The sequence below is a fragment of the Tistrella mobilis genome (genome assembly GCF_039634785.1).
Classification (GTDB): Bacteria; Pseudomonadota; Alphaproteobacteria; order Tistrellales; family Tistrellaceae; genus Tistrella; species Tistrella mobilis.
This window is the reverse complement of the sequence record NZ_JBBIAB010000005.1, coordinates 100,820-119,380: the sequence shown is the minus strand read 5'-3', so window position 1 is coordinate 119,380 and position 18,561 is coordinate 100,820. Positions and strand designations below refer to the sequence as shown.

Here is an 18,561-nt window from a genome sequence, read left to right as displayed (position 1 = left end):
GCAGAATGCATCGCGTTTTGCATCAAGACGTCATAACGGTTCTCGACTGCCGTTATTCACTCCTTGCATATCAGCAGCAACCGGCGTCGAGTGCCAATAATCGGAAGACCTCGTCTTCGGACATCACTCCGTATTTTTCATCTTGAACACATCAGCGAGACGATCCTAAATAATCCAGATGATCCCCGCTCAATTCGCATGCTTCCACCCGTAAGGAGTGCTGTCATGAAAGAGATTGAGGCTATCCTGCGCGACAATCGCATCACCACTGCGGAGATTCTCTATCACATGCCGGATCATCCGACAGTCCTTCAGAGTTTTGTCTGGCAGTTCCTGGACATCGCGCCCCGGTTTCCGAAGTTGCGCTCGTTTCTGGATTTCTGGACCCGCGAGATTGATGGCCGTATTCACTCGGTAACAGTTGCCAACTCAACACTGGCAGCACCTGCACGCTGGCGGCACCTGGACGGCGTGTGGCGCCTGCAATAGGCATCGGCCCGCGCTGAGATCGCCACAGCCCGAACGATCATGGCGCGGGACTTGCTTATCCCTTCGGTCATCACCACCGCCCCCCACCACGGCACATGCCGGCAGGCGCCTGCATGTGGTCGCGGACGGAAAGCTGTCATGACCGAAGACCGGCCGGGCGCCGCAGCGCGCCCTGCACCTGATCATCGAAGCGCCGGGAGACGATCGCCGATCGCCGTCGACGCCGTGATCGTCTGGCTGAAGCCAGTAGCGGTCGGGCTCATGCTCGCGGCCCTGATGCTGTTTGCCGTGGGGCTCGTGCGCAGCAACGAGATGGTCCGCGGCGTCATCACGGCGGCATCGGGCGATCTTCCGCGTGCCGCGATCGCCCTCCGCGATCTTGAGCGCACGATTCTGGCCGTGGTGGCGGGGCTTCCGTCGGCGGACCGGACAGTCCCCGACGAGCCCGATATCACGCGCAACAGGCTCGATCATATCCGAGAGCTGACGATCGCCATCGACGGCACCGGCATGGGCGCAATCGTCCGCGCCCTGCCGGATGGCGGGCCGGTCCTGGACACGCTGCGCGCCACACTTCGCCGGGCAGGCAGCACGGCAGATCCTGGCGAGGTGGTCCGGGAACTGCGCCCGATCGCCGCCCGGCTCGCAGGGCTGCTGCCAAGGATCGAAGAAAAGACCGCCGAAGCCCGCATGGCGGCCCGCGCCGAACTTCAGACATTGCAGACGATGAGCATGCTGTCGGCGACGGGGGTCGTGGTCTCGGTCACCGGTCTCGCTTTGTTGTCGGTGATCATGCAGCTCAGGCTCCGCGCAAGCCGCGGGCGACTGCGCGACGCCATCGAAGCCATGTCCGACGGCTTTCTGCACATCGATCGCAATGGCCGCGTGACCGTTGCCAATGAACGGCTGCGCAGCCATCTGCCCCGCACCATGGCATCCGTCCACCGCGGCCAGCCCTCGGGGCTGCTGGCCGCCGCTCTGGCCGCCAGTGCGGCCGACCCGGAAACCGCACATCGACGCCTGCTTCATGTATTGGACAGCCTGCCGGAGCCCGGACGCGCGCTGCTTCCGGCCCTGGATGTCAGGCTGGCCGACGAGCGCTGGCTGCGGCTCAGAGTGCGTGTCGGCAGCGATGGCGGGCGCGCCGTGACCGTTGCCGACGTCACGGATCTGGTCGCCGCCGAACACGCACGGCATCGTCAGGCCCTGGTGTTCAAACACCTCACGGATGGTGTGGTGCTGGCCGATGCCGATGGCCGGATCATGGATGTCAGCCCGGCGGCGGAACAGCTTTACGGCGTGTCGGCGGCGGCCATAGAAGGGCGACCCATCGGGCTGCTGCTCCGTCCGTCAGATGCGGAGCAGATGACCCGTGCCCTGCTCGACGAACTGTCCGGCTGCGAAACCGCAGAGCGCGCCTTCCCGATCGCCCGTCCCGGCCCCGACGGGAGCTTCAGCCCCACCGGCCGCGATGGCGAGGCGACTTTCGTCGCGCTCAGGGAAACATCGGCCGGCTTCGGGGGTGTGATCGCCCTGATCCGCGATGTCAGCGAAATCCACCGCGTCCACAAGCTGAAGGCCGCCTTCATCGCGGCTGCGGCTCACGAACTGCGTACACCGACGACGGCGTTGCTCGGTGCATTGCGCCTGGCAAACAGCGGGGTCGGCGGCGATGTCCCCCCGCAACTGACTGCGCTGCTTGCGATGGCCTCGCGCAATGCCGATCGCCTGACGTCGGTCATCGACGGGCTGGTCGATGTGGAGCGTCTGGAAACTGGGAGCTTCACCCTGGCGCGTCAGCCGGTAAGGCTGGTGGATCTGCTGGCCACCATCTCCCACCGGGCCCGCGATCTGCCTCATGTCGGGCTGACGGTCAGCGGCCCCACCGATGAGACGGGCCATGCAGAGGCCACCACGGTGATGATGGACCCGGAACGTCTGGCCCAGGCTCTGCTGGGCGTCGTCGATCAGGTTGCGGGGCCGCAGCCGCGAATCGGAAGCCGCACCGCCGTCCGGCTGGCCTGGGGCCTGAATGATCACCGGGTCCGGATGTCTGTGGAACAGCCCGGCGCCGCCAATCTGGCAATGGAGACGATGCCCCGCCCTGCGGGCAACCGGTCGGCGCCACCACGGCGCCCGGGCGATATCGGTTTCGGTCTGGCGGTCACCCGGGCGGTGGTGGAGCGTCATGGCGGGCTGATCTGGTGGGAAACCACCGATGCCGGCAGCCGCTTCAGAATCGATCTGCCGCTCCACCGGACCGGCTGACGGCCACGCAATCAGGCGGCCCGTTCCCAGCGGCCATCCGGCCGCTGGCGCCAGTAGGTCAGGGCGAACCCCCGGGCCTTGCGGGCCCGCCAGCGGTCGCGTGCCGCCGCAACCGCCAGGTCGTCCCGTCCGTCGAAGAGATCGAGCACCCGGACAAAACCCGACGGATCCGGATGATCCATGCCATCCACCAGGACAAGGACCTGGGGATCGTTGGGCAGATCATCCCCCGCCGTCAGCCAGACGGGCTGGCGTTCCGGCAGGGGATCGCCCTGGCTGCCATGCGGCAGGAAGCTGTCCGGATCATAGGTCCAGAGCAGACTGTCCAGGGCCTTCACCCGCTCCGCCGATCCCGCCCGCAGCACCGCCCGCCAGTCGCGGGCGAGCACCCGTTCGAGCAGCGCGGGAAGCGCCTGCTCGAGCGGGGTCGCGGTCAGATGATAAAAGGCGATCTCCACCCCGGCGGGCGTTGCCTCGGCATCGGCGGACATCGCCTCTCCGCCGCCGCTCACGCGCCGGCTTCGAAGCGGTCGGCGACAAGGCGGTCGAGCAGGCGCACGCCGTAACCCGTGGCCCCCTTGGGCCCCAGATCGGTGTCACCCTTGCCCCAGACCACGCCGGCCACGTCGAGATGCGCCCAGGGCGTGTCGCCCACGAACCGCTTCAGGAACTGCGCCGCGGTGATGCTGCCGCCATCCCGTCCCTTGCCGACATTCTTCATGTCGGCGATGTCGGAATTGATGTCCTTGTCATAGGCGTCCGACAGCGGCAGGCGCCACAGCCCCTCGCCGGTCGCGGCCGAGGCGGAGAGCAGGGCGTTCGCCAGACCATCGTCATTGGCGAACAGCCCCGCGTTATAGGTGCCCAGCGCCACGATGATCGCCCCGGTCAGGGTCGCCAGATCGACGATGGCGGACGGCTTGAAGCGATCGCGGGTATAGGCCAGCGCATCGGCCAGCACCAGCCGGCCCTCGGCATCGGTATTGATGACCTCGATGGTCTGGCCGGAGAGCGAGGTCACCACGTCGCCGGGCCGCTGTGCGGTCCCGGACGGCATGTTCTCGACCAGGCCGACCACGCCCACCACATTCACCCGCGCCTTGCGCTGGGCAAGCGTGCGAAGCAGGCCGGCGACGATACCGGCGCCGCCCATATCCCACTTCATCTCTTCCATGCCGCCCGCGGGCTTGATCGAGATGCCGCCGCTGTCGAAGCACACGCCCTTGCCGACAAAGGCCACCGGATCGCCGTCGTCCTCGCGGCCGGTCCAGCGCATGATCACCAGATAGGGCTCGTTGACGCTGCCCTGAGCCACGCCCAGCAGGGCGTTCATACCCAGCGCCGCCATGCGGTCGCGATCCAGCACCTCGACATCGATGCCGAGCCGGGCCAGATCCTTCAGCCGCTCCATGAAATTGCGGGGCGTGAGGATGTTGGCGGGTTCCGAGATCAGCTCACGGGTGAAATCGACACCGTCGCCGGCGGCATTGCGGGCCTCGAACGCCCCGGCAGCCTCGGCACCGGCGCCGCTCATCACCGTCACCGCCGGATCGACCGGGGCGTCGTCACCCTCCTTCTTGCTGCGATAGCGGTCGAACCGCCAGGCGCGCAACCGGGCGCCCAGCGCGACCTCGGCCGCAAGCGCCGCCTGATCTCCGTCGAGCCCGGAAATATCGACGGCGATCGCCGCAGCACCGGCGGCCGAGCGCACCGCCCTGCCCCCGAGCTTCAGCGCCTTCAGCGCATCGAACTCTCCGGCCTTACCGATGCCGAGCAGAACGACCCGATCGAGCCCCACGCCATGTGGCGCCAGCACGACGGCCTGCTGCTCGGCCTTGCCTTCGAAACGGGCGGCCGCCATGGCCCGGCCCAGCGCGCCGCCGGTCGCCTCGTCGACCGCCTGCCCCGCGGGCGTCAGCGCCCGACCTTCGGAGACGGGAAGAACGAGTGTGCCGTCGGCTGGAATCGACGACGTCGCGAAGCTGATGGTCATGCCTGCCTCTCCGGGTTCCTGTGCATGGCTCGGACACGCCTGAAGGTGATCCTGGTGCGGACCGCTCTCCAACGGGTGCCTCCGGGCAATATAGGCGGTGTGTCCCTCCGGCAGAAGACCGGTGACGCATATCCGATACGGCCCTCCCCGAAGGCGGGCACTGGACCCTGGGCGTCGGCCAAGATAAGTTGCGCCCGGCGGGCGGTGTCTCTGCATCCTGCCGCAGGACACATCACGACCCGCCCGTTCCGCATCTCTCGCCGCACCCGGTCATCGCCCGGGGATGGACGGTGAAGCCGCTTCCCAGCCCAGGGGTTCCATGCCGGGTTACATGCCGCTTGCCACCCGCTATCTGTTCAGACAGCTGCTGCTGCCGGCGCTCGCCATCACCGCAGGCCTTGCCGCAGTGGTCTGGCTGACGCAGTCGGTGCGCTTCCTGGATCTGATCGTCAACCGCGGTCTTTCGGCACTGGTCTTCGTTCAGCTCACCATTCTGCTGCTGCCCACTTTCCTGACCATCATCATGCCGATCGCCCTGTTCTGCGCGGTGGTGACGGTCTATTCCCGGCTGATCTCGGACCGGGAACTGGTGGTGCTGCGGGCCGCCGGCCTGGGGCCATGGGCGCTGATCCGGCCGGCGATGATGCTGGCCGGGGTCTTCACCCTGATCGGGTATCTGCTGTCGCTCTACATCGTCCCGACCTTCACCCGGGATTTCCGGGAACTCCAGATCTCGATCCGCAGCGATGTGGCCGCCGTGCTGCTCCAGGAAGGGCGGTTCAACTCGCCGGTGCCGGGGCTGACGGTCTTCGTCCGCGAGCGCCTGCCCTCGGGCGAACTGGCGGGCATTCTGGTGCAGGACGAGCGCAACAAGGCCGCCCCGGTCACGATGATGGCGGCAAGGGGCGGCCTGGTCGCCACCGATACCGGCCAGCGGATCGTGCTGGTCGACGGCAACCGGCAGGAACGCAGCCCCGACGGGCGGGTCAGCTTTCTCTATTTCGACCGCTACACCGTCGACCTGGCACTCGTTGCGGGCGATGCGGCCCCCGGTGCACCGGACCGGCGCGAGCGTTATCTGTCGCAGCTTCTGAACCCCGAGGCCGGCATTTCAGAGAAGTTCCGCGGCGAGTTGCGCAGCGAGCTGCATCAGCGCCTGGCCTGGCCGCTCTACAATCTCGCCTTCACCCTGATTGCCCTCGGCCCCCTGCTTGCCGGCGAATTTTCCCGACGGAGCCGATGGACCAGGGTGGCGGTGGCCGCGACGGCGATGATTGCCGTACAGCTCGCCGGTATCATGCTGACCTCGGCAATCGTCACGGCGCCGCTTGCCGCCATCCCGCTTTATCTCTCGATTTTCGGCGCCGCAGCCATCGCCCTCTGGCTCATGCTGGGGCGCCATCCGCGGCGGATTCCGCCCCAGGCCCCTGACGGGATGGCCGAGGAGGCCCGGGCATGACGCAGCCATCATCCAATGTCGGCCGCGTGCGGGCAGGCCGGGCCCCTTCGACCCCGCGCCGGCATGTGTCCACCACACTCAGCCTCTATCTTGCCCGCCATATGCTGAATTCGGTCGGGCTGGTACTTGCCGTGGTCATGGGTCTGGTGCTGGTGGTCGACCTCATCGAACTGCTGCGCCGGGCCGCCGGAGACGATGTACCGGTCACGACGCTGATCGGGATGGCGATCCTCAAAAACCCGTTTCAGTTGCAGAAGATCGCTCCTTTCGCGGTGCTGATCGGGGGCATGATCACCTTCTCGCGCCTCACCCGCACGAACGAACTGGTGGTGGCGCGGGCGGCTGGTGTGTCCGTCTGGCAGTTCATGGCGCCGCCCGTCGGGGTAGCCCTGCTGCTGGGGGCGTTCCTGGTCGCCATCTTCAATCCTCTCGCCGCCATGATGACCTCCAGATACGAATCGCTCGACGCCCGATATATCGGCGGCCACAGCAGTCTTCTGTCGGTCGGTCCCGGCGGGTTGTGGCTGCGCGAGCGGCTGGACGGCGCGCCGGTGGTCATCCATGCCACCCGCATGGCCGCTGCGGGCACCGATCTCGGTAATGTCACGATCTTCCGCTACGGGCCGGACGAGACCTTCCGCGACCGGATCGACGCAGCCCGTGCGACGTTGGGCAATCAGGTCTGGCACGTCGAGAATGCGATCGTTTCGGCGCCCGACCAGATGCCGGAACGGGTCGACAGCCTGGAACAGGCGACCCAGATGACGCGCGAGCAGATCCTGGACAGCTTCGCCAATCCCGAAACCATGTCGTTCTGGGCGCTGCCGAGCTTCATCGCGCAGCTCAGGGATGCGGGCTTCAGTGCGCTGCAGCATCGGCTCTACTGGCACTCGGTCCTGGCCCTGCCATTGCTGATGATGGCCATGGTCATCATCTCGGCAACTTTCGGTCTGCGTTTCACCCGCAGGGGCGGTGCCGGCATCACCATTGCCGGCGGTGTCTTCACCGGCTTCCTGCTGTATTTCCTCACGGGCGTGGTCTATGCTCTCGGCCAATCCGGAGGCCTGCCGGTGGTGCTGGCCGCCTGGACTCCGGCCGGCGTTGCGGCGCTGTTCGGCATAGCGACCCTGTTGCATCTGGAGGACGGCTAGCCTTGGTCGCCGGACCTGCTTCCACCCGCCGCCGCTCCACGCTCGATCGCCTGCGCGCCGATCTTCTGGCCGCAGCCGCCGTCGTCGTGTTGAGCGCCCTGCCTGATCCGGCCCACGCCCAGGCCCTGCCCTCTCTTGCCTCCGACGAGCCGATCCTGCTTCAGGCGGATGAGGTGGAGTATGCGCGCGAGCTGGAGCTCGTGATCGCGCGCGGTAATGTCGAGGTCGCCCAGGGCGACCGGATCGTCAGGGCCGACAGCCTGACCTACAACCGGCGCGACGGTATCGTCACGGCGCAGGGCAATGTGGCGATGGTCGAGCCTGACGGCTCGGTCATGTTCGCAAGCTATGCCCAGCTGGATGAAGGCTTCGCGAAGGGCATCGCCCGCGATCTCAAGGCCCGGCTCGCCGACCAGACGCTTCTGGTTGCCGCCGGCAGCACCCGGGAAGGCCGCTTCACGCAGATGGACAAGGCGGCCTATACCGCCTGCGAACTTTGCGAGGACAAGCCCGACCGGCCGGCGCTCTGGCAGATCAAGGCCGACAAGGTCACCCATGACGAGCAGACCCGCGACATCGTTTATCGCGATGCGACGCTGGAACTGCTGGGCGTGCCGATCGCCTATACGCCCTATTTCAGCCATCCGGACCCGACGGTCGATCGCCGCAGCGGCGTGCTGGCGCCGACCTATCGCTCGAACAGCACGCTCGGCAGCCGGATCGACATCCCCTATTACATCGTGATCGACCCCGCGACCGATGCCACGGTCACGCCGATGTGGACCACCGACCAGGGTGCAGGCCTCAGTGCCGAATACCGGCGGGCCCTGGACAACGGGGCCTATGCGCTGGAAGGCATGATCGCCGATGCAACGGACGATGTCGCGCGCGACAATGTCCGCGGCTACATCGCCGGCCGCGGACGTTTCGATCTGACCGATACCTGGCGATGGGGCTTTGACGGTATCTGGGCCGGCGACGACACGGTGCTGCGGGTCTACGACATCACCAACCGTGAAACCCTGACCTCCACCCTTTACGCCGAAGAGCTGAACCGCCGGGATTACGCTCAGATTGCCGGCTACTGGTTCCAGGGCCTCCGCAGCACGCAGCGTCAATCGGAGCTGCCGACAGCCCTGCCGATGGCGCAATGGAGCCGCCTCGGCGCGCCCGGCATGGCCCCGCTGGGTGGTCAGTGGCGGATGGAGTCGAGCTTTGCCGGCCTGTCGCGTCAGGACGGGACCGACAGCTATCGCGCCACGGTGGGCGGCGGGTGGAATCGCAGCTATATCGGCGGCGAAGGCGGGGTGTACACGCTGACCGCCAATCTGCGGGGCGACGGATATGTGGTCGACGACCTGACCGATGACGGCCGCAGCTTCAACGGCACCGCCGGCCGTATCCTGCCCGAGATCGCGCTGGACTGGCGCCTGCCGATGGTTCGCTCCGACGGCGAGACCCGGCAGATGATCGAACCGATCGTGATGGGGGTGATCAGCCCCTATGGCGGCAATTCGTGGAAGATCCCCAACGAGGACAGCCGCGATTTCGAGTTCGACGAGACCAACCTGTTCTCGACCCAGCGCTTCTCAGGCTATGACCGCGTCGAAGGCGGGCCGCGCGTCAGCTACGGCCTGCGGGTGGGCCATTACACCGGCGATGGTGGACAGATCACCGGTCTGGTGGGTCAGTCGCTCAGGGCCAAGGCCGACGACACCTTCGCGCCCGGCAGCGGGCTCGAGGACAAGGTTTCCGATTATGTGGGCCGGGTGGTGGTCACGCCGAACCCGAACCTCGATCTCTATTACCGGTTCCGCTTCGACAAGGACACTTTCGAACCTCGCCGCACCGACCTGGGCGCGGCCTGGATCGTTGACCGGGCGAGTTTCGATCTGTCCTATACGCTCCTCAGGGCCGATGAGCGTGAAGTCACCGAGGATTACACCGACCGCGAGGAGGTGTATTTCAGCGCCGGCTACGATATTACGGACGACTTCAAGATCTTCGGCAGCCTGCGCCGCGATCTGGAGAATGACCGCTCGATCAATCATGGGGCGGGCTTCGCCGTCGATCTCGACAACTGCCTCTATATCGTTTCCGAAGTCCGGCGCAGCTTCTCGCGCGACCGGGACATCCAGCCCTCCACCGATGTGCTGGTCCGGGTGGTGCTGCGCACCCTGGGCGGAACCTACTGACATGCACACGAACGAGCACAGAGGACGTTCGATGAAGCCCTTGCGCATTCTGCTCCTGGCCGCCTTCGCCGGTACCACCGCATTGGGCGGGGTGGTGGCGACAGGGCCCGGCACGGCGCTCGCGCAGACGGCGGGCCGGGTCGCGGCCGTCGTCAATGACGATATCGTCTCGGTGTTCGATCTGACCGCCCGCATGGACATGGTCGTCAAGACCTCCCGGCTGCCGGACGATCAGCAGACCCGTCAGCGCCTTGCGCCACAGATCCTCCGTCAGCTGATCGACGAGCGCCTGCAGCTTCAGGCCGCCCGTCGATTGGGTCTCAACGTCACCGCCGACGAGCTGTCGCGCGCCGAGGCGCAGATCGAGACCCGCAACAACTTCGCGCCCGGCACGCTGGAGCAGGGGCTGCGGGCTCAGGGCATCGTGCCCTCCACGGTGATCGACCGTCTGCGCTCGGAAATCGCGTGGGAAAAGGTGGTCGCGCGCGAGGTGCGGCCGCGGATCGTGGTCGGCGAGGATGAAATCAACGCGGTGCTCGATCGCATCCGCGCCAATGCCGGCCAGACCGAGTATCGCGTGCTCGAAATCGTGCTGAGCGTGCCCGACCCGCAGCGCGAGGCCGAGGTGCGCCAGAATGCCGAGCGGCTGCTTGAGCAGCTGAAGGCAGGCGCCCCCTTCTCGGCGCTGGCGCGCGAGTTTTCCGATGGCGTCACCGCCCAGCAGTCGGGTGATGTCGGCTGGGTTCTGCCCGGTCAGCTGGCGCCGGAGATCGACGCCTTCCTTGCCAATGCCCAGGCCGGCACCGTCTCGACGCCGATCCGCACGCCCGAGGGCTATCACATCGTGGCGGTCGCCGACACCCGCAAGGTGACGGGCGGCGACGCCTCGCAGATCGAAATCGCGCTGAAACAGATCGCGCTTGAAACCGGCGACGACCCGGCGGCCCAGCGTGCCGCCACCGAGCGGCTGCAGGCGGCCACGGCCGATCTGTCCTCCTGCGAGGCAGTGGACGGCATCGCCAGGGATCTGGGCGCGGATCCGACCACCGATCTCGGTCGGCTGAAGGTCGGGGATCTGGCGCCGGCGCTGCGTCAGGCGGTGATCAATCTGGGCCCCGGCGAGGTTTCCGGGCCGATTACCGGTGGTGGCATGGTGCGCGTGTTCGTGGTCTGCGACCGCAGTGGCGACATCGCCGGGCTTCCGGACCGCGATACCATTCGCGAGGCGCTGATCCGCCAGCGGCTCGACACGATGGCCCAGCGCCATCTGCACGACCTTCGCCGCCAGGCGTTCATCGATGTCCGCGTCTGATGATGCCCCAAGGCGGCCCCTGGCCGTCACCATGGGAGAGCCGGCCGGCATCGGCGGCGAGCTGACCCTCGCCGCCTGGATGCGCCGGGCGGATCTCGCCCTGCCGGCCTTCCTTGCCCTCGACGACCCCGACCGGCTGGCCGGGATTGCACGCAAGCTTGGATGGCAGGTGCCGATCCGCGAGATTGCGTCGGCCAGCGACGCCCTGACGGCTTTCGACGACGCCCTGCCGGTTCTGCCCGTCCGACTTCCCTCGCCTGCCACCCCGGGGCGCCCTGATCCCGCCCATGCCGGGGCAGTGGTCGAGGCACTCGACCACGCTGTAGACCTCGCCATGGCGGGCGCGGTCGATGGCGTGGTGACCAATCCGATCCAGAAGAAGACCCTCTACGACGCGGGCTTTCCCTATCCCGGCCATACCGAATACCTCGCCGCCCGGTGTGGTGGCGGCATGCGGCCGGTGATGATGATCGCAAGCCCCGCCATCCGGGTCGTGCCTGTGACCATTCACGAGGCCCTGGTCCGGGCGGTGGCCCTGCTGACGCCTGACCTGATCGTCGAGACCGCCACCATCACCGCCGAGGCCCTGCACCGGGATTTCGGCATCGCCCGGCCTCGGCTCGCCCTTGCCGGCGTCAACCCGCATGCAGGCGAAGACGGCACGCTCGGCCGGGAGGATATCGAGATCGTCGCCCCGGCGATCGAGCGGCTGAAGGCAGCCGGTATCGATGCCCGGGGGCCGCTGCCGGCCGATACCCTCTTTCACGAAGAGGCCCGGGCGGGCTATGACGCGGTTCTGGGCATGTATCACGATCAGGTGCTGATCCCGGCCAAGACCCTGGACTTCCATGGCGGCGTCAATGTGACGCTGGGCCTGCCGATCGTGCGAACCTCGCCCGATCACGGCACGGCGCTCGATCTTGCAGGCCGTGGCACGGCCCGTGTCGACAGCCTGACCGCCGCCATCCGCCTTGCCGGCACCATGGCTGCCGCGCGGGCCCGTATCTCCCCTTCTGCCTGAATTACAGAGCCGTCATGACCTCCACGCCTCCGGCCGACACCGCTGCGGTGCGCGATACGACATCGGCGCTCGACGCCCTGCCCCCGCTCAGGGATGTGATCGCGGCCGCGGGCCTCGACGCGCGAAAATCGCTGGGTCAGCACTTCCTTCTCGACCTCAACCTCACCCGCCGGATCGCGAAGCTGGCAGAGGGTGAGAACGGGGTTGCCGGTCGCACCGTCATTGAAGTTGGCCCCGGGCCGGGCGGCCTGACCCGCGGCCTGCTCGCCGGCCCTGCCGCCCGCGTGATCGCGATTGAGCGCGACGGCCGTGCCGTCCAGGCACTGCAGCCGTTGATCGATGCCTGTCCCGGCCGCTTTTCCATCATCGAAGCCGATGCCCTGGCGATGGATCCCGGAAGCCTGCTCGACGCGGTCGGCGACGACGGGCGCTGCTGGATCGCCTCGAACCTGCCCTACAACATCTCCACGCAGCTGACCGTTCAATGGGCCGAGCGGCCGGAACGCATCGCCGGCATGGTGCTGATGTACCAGAAGGAGGTCGCAGACCGGCTGACCGCCTGTCCGGGCGGCAAGGATTACGGCCGGCTGTCGGTGTTGGCACAATGGCGCTTCAGCATCTACAAGGGTTTCGATATCGGCCCGCGTGCCTTCACGCCCCCGCCCAAGGTGACCTCGACCGTGCTGGTCTTCGAGACCCGCCCCGAACCGCTGGCCCCCGCAGAGTTAAAGTCATTGTCGGCTGTGACAGCCGCTGCCTTTGGACAGCGGCGCAAAATGCTCCGTCAGAGCCTCAAGGTGCTGGGAGACGCAGAAGGCCTTCTGGCTGCGGCCGGCATTGAGTCCACCCGGCGAGCTGAGACGGTATCAGTGGAAGGCTTTTGCGCATTGGCCAGGGCATTGGCTGATCGGACGTAAACAAACGACCAGCGCCCTCGGGTCACAGCGCGAAATCCTCCGCGAGTCCTGAGCCCATGCCTCGTACGAGAATCGCCATCTCCGCGACCAGATCACCATTGATGTCGATCAGAACCAGCGACGTCGAGGCATCCTGAACTTCGACCGTCAGCGCTCCGGCGGCACCCCTTCCAGCAGGTCGGCGCCACCACGCCCTCTGAGGACATCATCACCGCCGAACCCTCTGAGGGTCTCCCCCCAGACGTGCCGGACAGTTTGTCTGCCAGCGTCGTGCCGTGGACAATTTCGATAGAGGTCAGCAGATCCCCAGCGGCATCCCCCCAGCCCCCGTCCCGAGGCTCAAGTCGACCTGTACCGCCGCGGCTGAGTCCGTGTAGCTCACCGCATCAACGCCGGCACCGCCGTCAAGCCGGTCTGCCCCTCCACCGCCTCGCAACACGTCGTCTCCGGCGGCACCTACCAGTTCATCTCCACCGCCAAACCCCTCGAGCACGTCATTGCCATTCTGACCAAGCAGTCGATTGATGGCGGCATCGCCTCTGATCCTATCCGCAAAGGGAGATCCCCAGACGGCCTCGATGCCGGTCAACTGGTCGATCTTGCCATTCGTGTCAGTGGTGACGTCCTGAACAAGATTGACGTGCACCGGACCGGAATTGTCGCCGTAATAGATCAGATCAACGCCGGGGCCACCTTCCACATCGTCATTTCCGGTGCCGGGGATCAGGAAATCGTCGCCGTCATCGCCATAGAGCTGATCGTCGAGCGCCCCGCCGTCCAATCGGTCATCATCGGCGCCACCGGTCAACAGATCGTACCCGTTCCCGCCCCTGAGCGTGTCTTCACCCAGATGGCCGGCAAGATAGTCATCGCCCTCGCCACCATTGACCTCGTCGTCCCCTGCATCGGCAGAGATCTGATCGTTGCCGCCATCCCCGTTCAGAAGATCATTGCCCGGGCCCCCCCATATCTCATCGGAACCGCCACGGCCGAACACCACGTCATCTCCCAAACCTCCGGAGATGACGTTGACGCGATCATCGCCCCAGAGCGAGTCGTTGCCCTGTTCGCCGAGGATACGGAAGAAATTGTTCTGATAGTCGTTGCCCTGCCCGGCGATCCGGACTGCATCGCTGCCGGACGAGACGGCGCTGTCACCACCGCTGGTCAGAAACTGATCCGGCGAGGCTGCCGACTGGGCACCGGAAAAGGACAGGACGGTCACGTCATAGGTTCCCGGTACCTCTTCGTACTCCGCGACCGCCAGATAATACGTCCCCGAGGTCGCCGGCACATATTCGAAGTAGGCATTGAGGCCGACCCCGTCCTCGCCGTCGGAGAGGATATGGGTGCCGTCGGGCCGGCGCAGATACATCAGAATGTCGCCGGCATCCGGGTTGGCGTCGGTCTGTGCGGACCCGTAAAAGCGATACACCGTTCCCGCGGTCAGGCTGAGGCGGATCCAGTCCACATCGCCCGCGGTCTCGAACCGCCCGGAATACTGCATGCTGTTGGCCCCGACGGCGAAATTCGCCGTGGTGCTCGTGTTCGCGGCCACATCCGCCATGATCGTCGTACTCCATGGGCCCGGACGCGCCGGCATCGCAGACGAGCGCGCGCGGCACCGCCTGCCGACACCCCCTCGGGCTGTCGATGAATATGTTTACCGCCACATGGCGTCGAGGCACCCGGCAAGGCGCTTGCGCCTTCAACACATGAAGCTGAATGGCAGGGCACGTCTGCCCCCTGAATTGGGGGGCCCTTGAATATTCCGGCCGTGTCACCGACATTCGCACCGGCCACGTCCGGCCTCCCTCTCGACCGGAGACCGCATGACCTATCTTCTGCTCGCTGCCGGCCTTGGACTTCTGTTCCTGGGTGGCGAACTGCTGGTGCGCGGCGCCGTCGGTACCGCCACCCGTCTCGGCATCTCTCCCATGGTGATCGGCCTGACGCTGGTCGGCTTCGGCACCTCGACCCCTGAACTGGTCGCCAGCCTTCAGGCCGCCCTTGCAGGCGCGCCGGGGATCGCGATCGGCAATGTGGTTGGCAGCAACCTCGCCAACATCCTGCTGATCCTCGGCGTCTCGGGGCTGATCCTGCCGGTGGTCGTGAACCCGTCCGCCTTCCGCCGCGACGGTACCGCGCTCGCCCTCGCCACCATCGCCTTCATCGTCGCCTGCCTGGGCGGCGAGCTTGGCCGGATAGCCGGCGTGATCTTTCTCGTCGGCCTCGCCGGCTACACGCTGTTCAGCTACATCTCCGACCGGCGAAGCAACGACGCTGCAGCCCGCATGCATGCAGCCGAGGCGGATTTCGTTTCGGACGAGCCGCAGGTGAAGGCCATGAGCCTGCCCAAGGGGCTGCTGATCACCGCGATCGGTATCGCGGGCGTCATGCTCGGGGCCGACTTCCTGGTGGGGTCGGCGGTGGAGATCGCCCGCGAATTCGGCATGTCGGAAGCCGTCATCGGCCTCACCCTGGTCGCGATCGGCACCTCGCTGCCCGAACTGGTCACCTCGGTGATGGCCGCGATCCGCCGCCATGGCGACGTCGCCTTCGGCAACGTCATCGGCAGCAATCTCTTCAACATCCTGGGCATCGCCGGCGTAACCGCCCTGGTCAAGCCGATCCCGATTCCGCCCGAGGTGCTGGCACTGGATCTCTGGGCGATGGCCGCAGCCACCGTTCTGCTGCTCTTCTTCGCCTGGACCGGCTGGCGCATCGGACGCCGGGAATCCGGCATCTTCCTTGCCGCCTATCTGGTCTATCTGGCGGCCCAGCTCTCACCCGGTATCCGCGGGGCGCTGGGGCTCGCCTGATATGCGTCGAGGTACCGGCGCGCTTTCTCAGCGGCCGGCGCCCTCGCGCATCGCATTCACGAAGCCGCTGAGGCCGAGCCGGCGTCGGCGCCGCAGGCGCTCCGCCCTGAGGATCGCCTCCAGATCCGCCAGAGTACGGTCGACATCCTCGTTGACCAGCACATAGTCGTATTCGGCGTAGTGGCTCATCTCATCCGCCGCCTTGGCCATGCGCTTGGCCACCACCTCGGCACTGTCCTGGGCCCGGGTGGTCAGGCGGCGCTCCAGTTCGGCGATCGAGGGCGGCAGGATGAAGACGGTCACAAGGTCGTCGCGCGCCCGATCGGCCAGCTGCTGGGTGCCCTGCCAGTCGATGTCGAACAGAACGTCGCGGCCGTCGGCCAGCGTCGCCTCTACCGCGGCCCGCGGTGTGCCATAGCTGTTTTCGAACACGGTCGCATGCTCAAGAAGCGCCTCTTCGGCCACCATGCGATCGAAACTCGCGCGATCGATGAAGTGATAGTCGACGCCGTCCACCTCGCCCGGGCGCATCGGGCGGGTGGTCACCGAGACCGACAGCGTGATGTCGTCGTCCTGCGACAGCAGGCGGCGCGACAGCGTGGTCTTGCCGGCGCCCGAAGGCGAGGAGAGCACCAGCATCAAGCCACGCCGGCGATCATGAGGGGCGCGGCGTGCGGCGGTGGTGTCGGTCATCGGCAGCATGGTCCCTGAGAGGCGGTGATGTCGAAGCTCATTCGACGTTCTGGATCTGCTCGCGGAGCTGATCGATCCGGGTCTTGAGGGCAAGTCCGATCCGCGTCAGCGCCGTGTCGGAAGATTTCGAACACAGCGTATTGGCCTCACGGTTGAATTCCTGCGCCAGGAAATCGAGCTGGCGCCCGACCGGCTCGTCGGCGGCCATCAGTTCCCGTGCCTGGGCGACATGGGCGACCAGCCGGTCCAGCTCTTCGCGGATATCGGCCTTGGCGGCCAGCATCGCGGCTTCCTGAACGATCCGGTCTTCGGCAGCACCCGCGCGGTCCTGCAGCAGGCTGCGCAGCTGTTCCTCCAGCCGGGCACGGATGGTCGCAGGCTGGGTGGCGGCCAGGCCGGCAGCCTCGGTCACAAGCCCCTCGATCGCATCGACATGTTCGGTCAGCAACCGGGTCAGGGCCGCCCCTTCCTGGGCGCGGGCAATGACCAGACGATCGAAGGCGGCGATCAGGCTCTCGGTCATCGCATGCTCCCGCGCCGCCCGAACGGCCTCGCTCTCCTCCTGCTCCACCATCTGCAGCAGGCCGGGCACCCGCAGCAGGCCGTCGAGCCGCGGCACCTTCGCCTTGGGAAAGCGTCGCTGAAGCTCGGTCAGAACCTCGCCCAGCCCGTCGGCGACCTCGGGATCGATGCGAAGACGCGCGCCCCGGGCATGGGTCACCAGGCCCAGCTGCACGCTGACATGGCCGCGGCGGATGCGGTCCTGGGCGACCTTGCGGACGACCGGTTCCAGCTGGTCGAAACCGGGCGCCAGCCGGATCCGCAGGTCCAGCCCGCGGCCGTTGACGCTCTTGACTTCCCAGTTCCAGCCATAGCGGGCATCGCCTGCATCGGCGCGGGCGAATCCTGTCATGCTGGCAAGCGCCATGGCCAATCTCCCGAGGATGAGCGATGATCAGGGGCGGGTCGGACGGGCGGACTATACGAACCCGTCCCGCCCCCGCCAAGCCTCGGATGACCATCCGGGTCTGATCACGTCACAGTCTCCGACGCTGCCCGTCGGATGTCCACCAGGACCACCCGCGTCCCATGACCGCATCCCCCACGCCCCGCCATATCGCGATCACCGGCGCGTCCAGCGGCCTGGGCGCTGCCCTGGCGCTGGAATATGCCGGGCCGGGCATCCGGCTTTCCCTGCATGGCCGCGACACGGACCGCACGGAAGCCGTGGCGGCGGCCGCGCGCAGCCGGGGCGCCGAGGTGGATGTGGCGCGGTTCGACGTCACCGATGCCGATGCCGTCGCAGCCTGGGTGACCGCGATCGGTGCAGGCGCGCCCCTCGACCTGATGATCGCCAATGCCGGCATCTCGGGCAACGAAACCGGCAGTGGCGGCGCGGTTTCGGCAGAGGTCACCAGGGCCATCTTCGCGGTCAATGTCGACGGCGTGGTCAACACCGTGCTGCCCGCAGCCGAACTGATGCTGGGTCGCGGGCGGGGAGCGATCGCCATCGTCGCCAGCCTCGCCGGCTATCGCGGCCAGCCGGGAGCCCCTGCCTATGCCGCATCAAAGGCGGCTGTGAAGGCCTGGGGCGAAGGGCTGCGTCCGCGCCTTGCCCATGGCGGGCTACGGGTGTCTGTCGTCTGCCCGGGGTTCGTGCGCACGCCGATGACCGCCCGCAACCGCTTTCCGATGCCCTTCCTGATGGATGCCGACCGGGCGGCGCGGATCATCCGCCGCGGGCTCGACCGCAACCGGGCGCGCATCGCCTTTCCGTGGCAACTGGCGGCCCTTTGCTGGCTGCTCGCCGCCCTGCCGGCCGCCTGGGCGGACCGGCTGCTCGGCGGCCTGCCTGGGAAGTGACGGCCGCTGCAACCATCCGGCGAAAACACGCGAATATCACATCGCACTTGCCATACGGTCGATCTTCGCGCCAGGATATCGCCACTGACGGTGTCCTGCGGTCGTTCCGCGGGATGAAAAGGGAATGCGGTGCGCCGGTATCATAATCCGGCAATTCCGCGGCTGCCCCCGCAACTGTAAGCGGAGAGCGCCCCGTCTCGAAAACCACTGGCCCCGACGGGGGCCGGGAAGGTGACGGTGGTGCGACGACCCGCGAGCCAGGAGACCTGCCGTCATTCGCGGTCACGGGCGAGCACGTCGGGCGGGGTGTACCGATGGGTTCTGCAAGCGGTGGCGGCGCGGCATGAAGACCCCATAAGCCCCCAAAGGCTTCCCCTT

15 protein-coding genes and 1 riboswitch are annotated in these 18,561 nt (G+C 67.0%); of the genes, 10 read left to right on the top strand and 5 right to left on the bottom strand.

Annotation, left to right across the window (positions count from 1 at the left end; genetic code table 11):
- The first annotated feature begins 225 nt into the window (after window positions 1-225).
- Both WI697_RS08640 and WI697_RS08635 read left to right on the top strand, forming a co-directional pair.
- Window positions 226-489, top strand: a complete 264-nt coding sequence (locus WI697_RS08640) for an usg protein (protein ID WP_062765190.1) — start codon at window positions 226-228, stop codon at window positions 487-489.
- Between the two features lie 138 nt (window positions 490-627).
- The gene (locus tag WI697_RS08635) at window positions 628-2,757 is read left to right on the top strand and encodes a sensor histidine kinase (protein WP_345958171.1); all 2,130 of its coding nucleotides are present in this window, start codon (window positions 628-630) and stop codon (window positions 2,755-2,757) included.
- An 11-nt stretch (window positions 2,758-2,768) separates the two neighbouring features.
- Here WI697_RS08635 and WI697_RS08630 read toward each other — a convergent pair whose 3' ends face one another.
- Window positions 2,769-3,248 (bottom strand): DNA polymerase III subunit chi, encoded by a 480-nt coding sequence (locus WI697_RS08630; RefSeq protein WP_345958170.1) that lies wholly within the window; start codon window positions 3,246-3,248, stop codon window positions 2,769-2,771.
- 17 nt (window positions 3,249-3,265) lie between these two features.
- Window positions 3,266-4,750, bottom strand: coding sequence for a leucyl aminopeptidase (locus WI697_RS08625; protein ID WP_345958168.1), 1,485 nt, complete (start codon window positions 4,748-4,750; stop codon window positions 3,266-3,268).
- 319 nt (window positions 4,751-5,069) lie between these two features.
- Between WI697_RS08625 and lptF the strand changes: the two genes are divergently transcribed.
- The 6 genes from lptF to rsmA are packed head-to-tail and all read left to right on the top strand — an operon-like array spanning window position 5,070 to window position 12,805.
- The gene (gene lptF / locus WI697_RS08620; protein ID WP_062765200.1) at window positions 5,070-6,209 is read left to right on the top strand and encodes an LPS export ABC transporter permease LptF; all 1,140 of its coding nucleotides are present in this window, start codon (window positions 5,070-5,072) and stop codon (window positions 6,207-6,209) included.
- Window positions 6,206-7,360: an LPS export ABC transporter permease LptG gene (gene lptG / locus WI697_RS08615; protein WP_345958167.1), complete on the top strand. Its 1,155-nt coding sequence runs from the start codon at window positions 6,206-6,208 to the stop codon at window positions 7,358-7,360. The genes lptF and lptG overlap by 4 nt, the downstream gene beginning before the upstream one ends.
- 2 nt (window positions 7,361-7,362) lie before the next feature.
- Window positions 7,363-9,555 carry an LPS-assembly protein LptD gene (locus WI697_RS08610; RefSeq protein WP_345958166.1) on the top strand — a complete coding sequence of 731 codons (2,193 nt, stop codon included), beginning with the start codon at window positions 7,363-7,365 and terminating at the stop codon, window positions 9,553-9,555.
- Window positions 9,556-9,586: 31 nt separating this feature from the next.
- Window positions 9,587-10,867: a peptidylprolyl isomerase gene (locus WI697_RS08605; RefSeq protein ID WP_345958165.1), complete on the top strand. Its 1,281-nt coding sequence runs from the start codon at window positions 9,587-9,589 to the stop codon at window positions 10,865-10,867.
- Entirely contained in the window at window positions 10,854-11,888 is a 1,035-nt protein-coding gene (gene pdxA, locus WI697_RS08600) for a 4-hydroxythreonine-4-phosphate dehydrogenase PdxA (protein WP_345958164.1), read from the top strand. Before WI697_RS08605 ends, pdxA begins: the two co-directional genes overlap by 14 nt.
- A 14-nt stretch (window positions 11,889-11,902) precedes the next feature.
- On the top strand, window positions 11,903-12,805 hold the full coding sequence (gene rsmA, locus WI697_RS08595; protein ID WP_345958163.1) for a 16S rRNA (adenine(1518)-N(6)/adenine(1519)-N(6))-dimethyltransferase RsmA: 903 nt from the start codon (window positions 11,903-11,905) through the stop codon (window positions 12,803-12,805).
- A gap of 295 nt (window positions 12,806-13,100) precedes the next feature.
- Here rsmA and WI697_RS08590 read toward each other — a convergent pair whose 3' ends face one another.
- Window positions 13,101-14,372, bottom strand: a complete 1,272-nt coding sequence (locus WI697_RS08590) for a calcium-binding protein (protein WP_345958162.1) — start codon at window positions 14,370-14,372, stop codon at window positions 13,101-13,103.
- A gap of 265 nt (window positions 14,373-14,637) precedes the next feature.
- On the opposite strand from WI697_RS08590, the gene WI697_RS08585 reads away from it, so the two are divergent.
- Complete coding sequence (locus tag WI697_RS08585; protein WP_345958161.1) at window positions 14,638-15,627, top strand: calcium/sodium antiporter; 990 nt, start codon at window positions 14,638-14,640, stop codon at window positions 15,625-15,627.
- Between the two features lie 27 nt (window positions 15,628-15,654).
- Here the strand turns inward: WI697_RS08585 and gmk are convergent, their stop codons facing one another.
- Both gmk and WI697_RS08575 read right to left on the bottom strand, forming a co-directional pair.
- Window positions 15,655-16,329, bottom strand: a complete 675-nt coding sequence (gene gmk / locus WI697_RS08580; protein WP_345958160.1) for a guanylate kinase — start codon at window positions 16,327-16,329, stop codon at window positions 15,655-15,657.
- Window positions 16,330-16,357: 28 nt separating this feature from the next.
- Window positions 16,358-17,248, bottom strand: a complete 891-nt coding sequence (locus WI697_RS08575) for a YicC/YloC family endoribonuclease (RefSeq protein WP_014745372.1) — start codon at window positions 17,246-17,248, stop codon at window positions 16,358-16,360.
- 161 nt (window positions 17,249-17,409) lie between these two features.
- On the opposite strand from WI697_RS08575, the gene WI697_RS08570 reads away from it, so the two are divergent.
- Entirely contained in the window at window positions 17,410-18,183 is a 774-nt protein-coding gene (locus tag WI697_RS08570; protein ID WP_062765226.1) for an SDR family NAD(P)-dependent oxidoreductase, read from the top strand.
- Between the two features lie 71 nt (window positions 18,184-18,254).
- Window positions 18,255-18,471, top strand: a riboswitch (cobalamin riboswitch).
- Window positions 18,472-18,561: the final 90 nt, after the last annotated feature.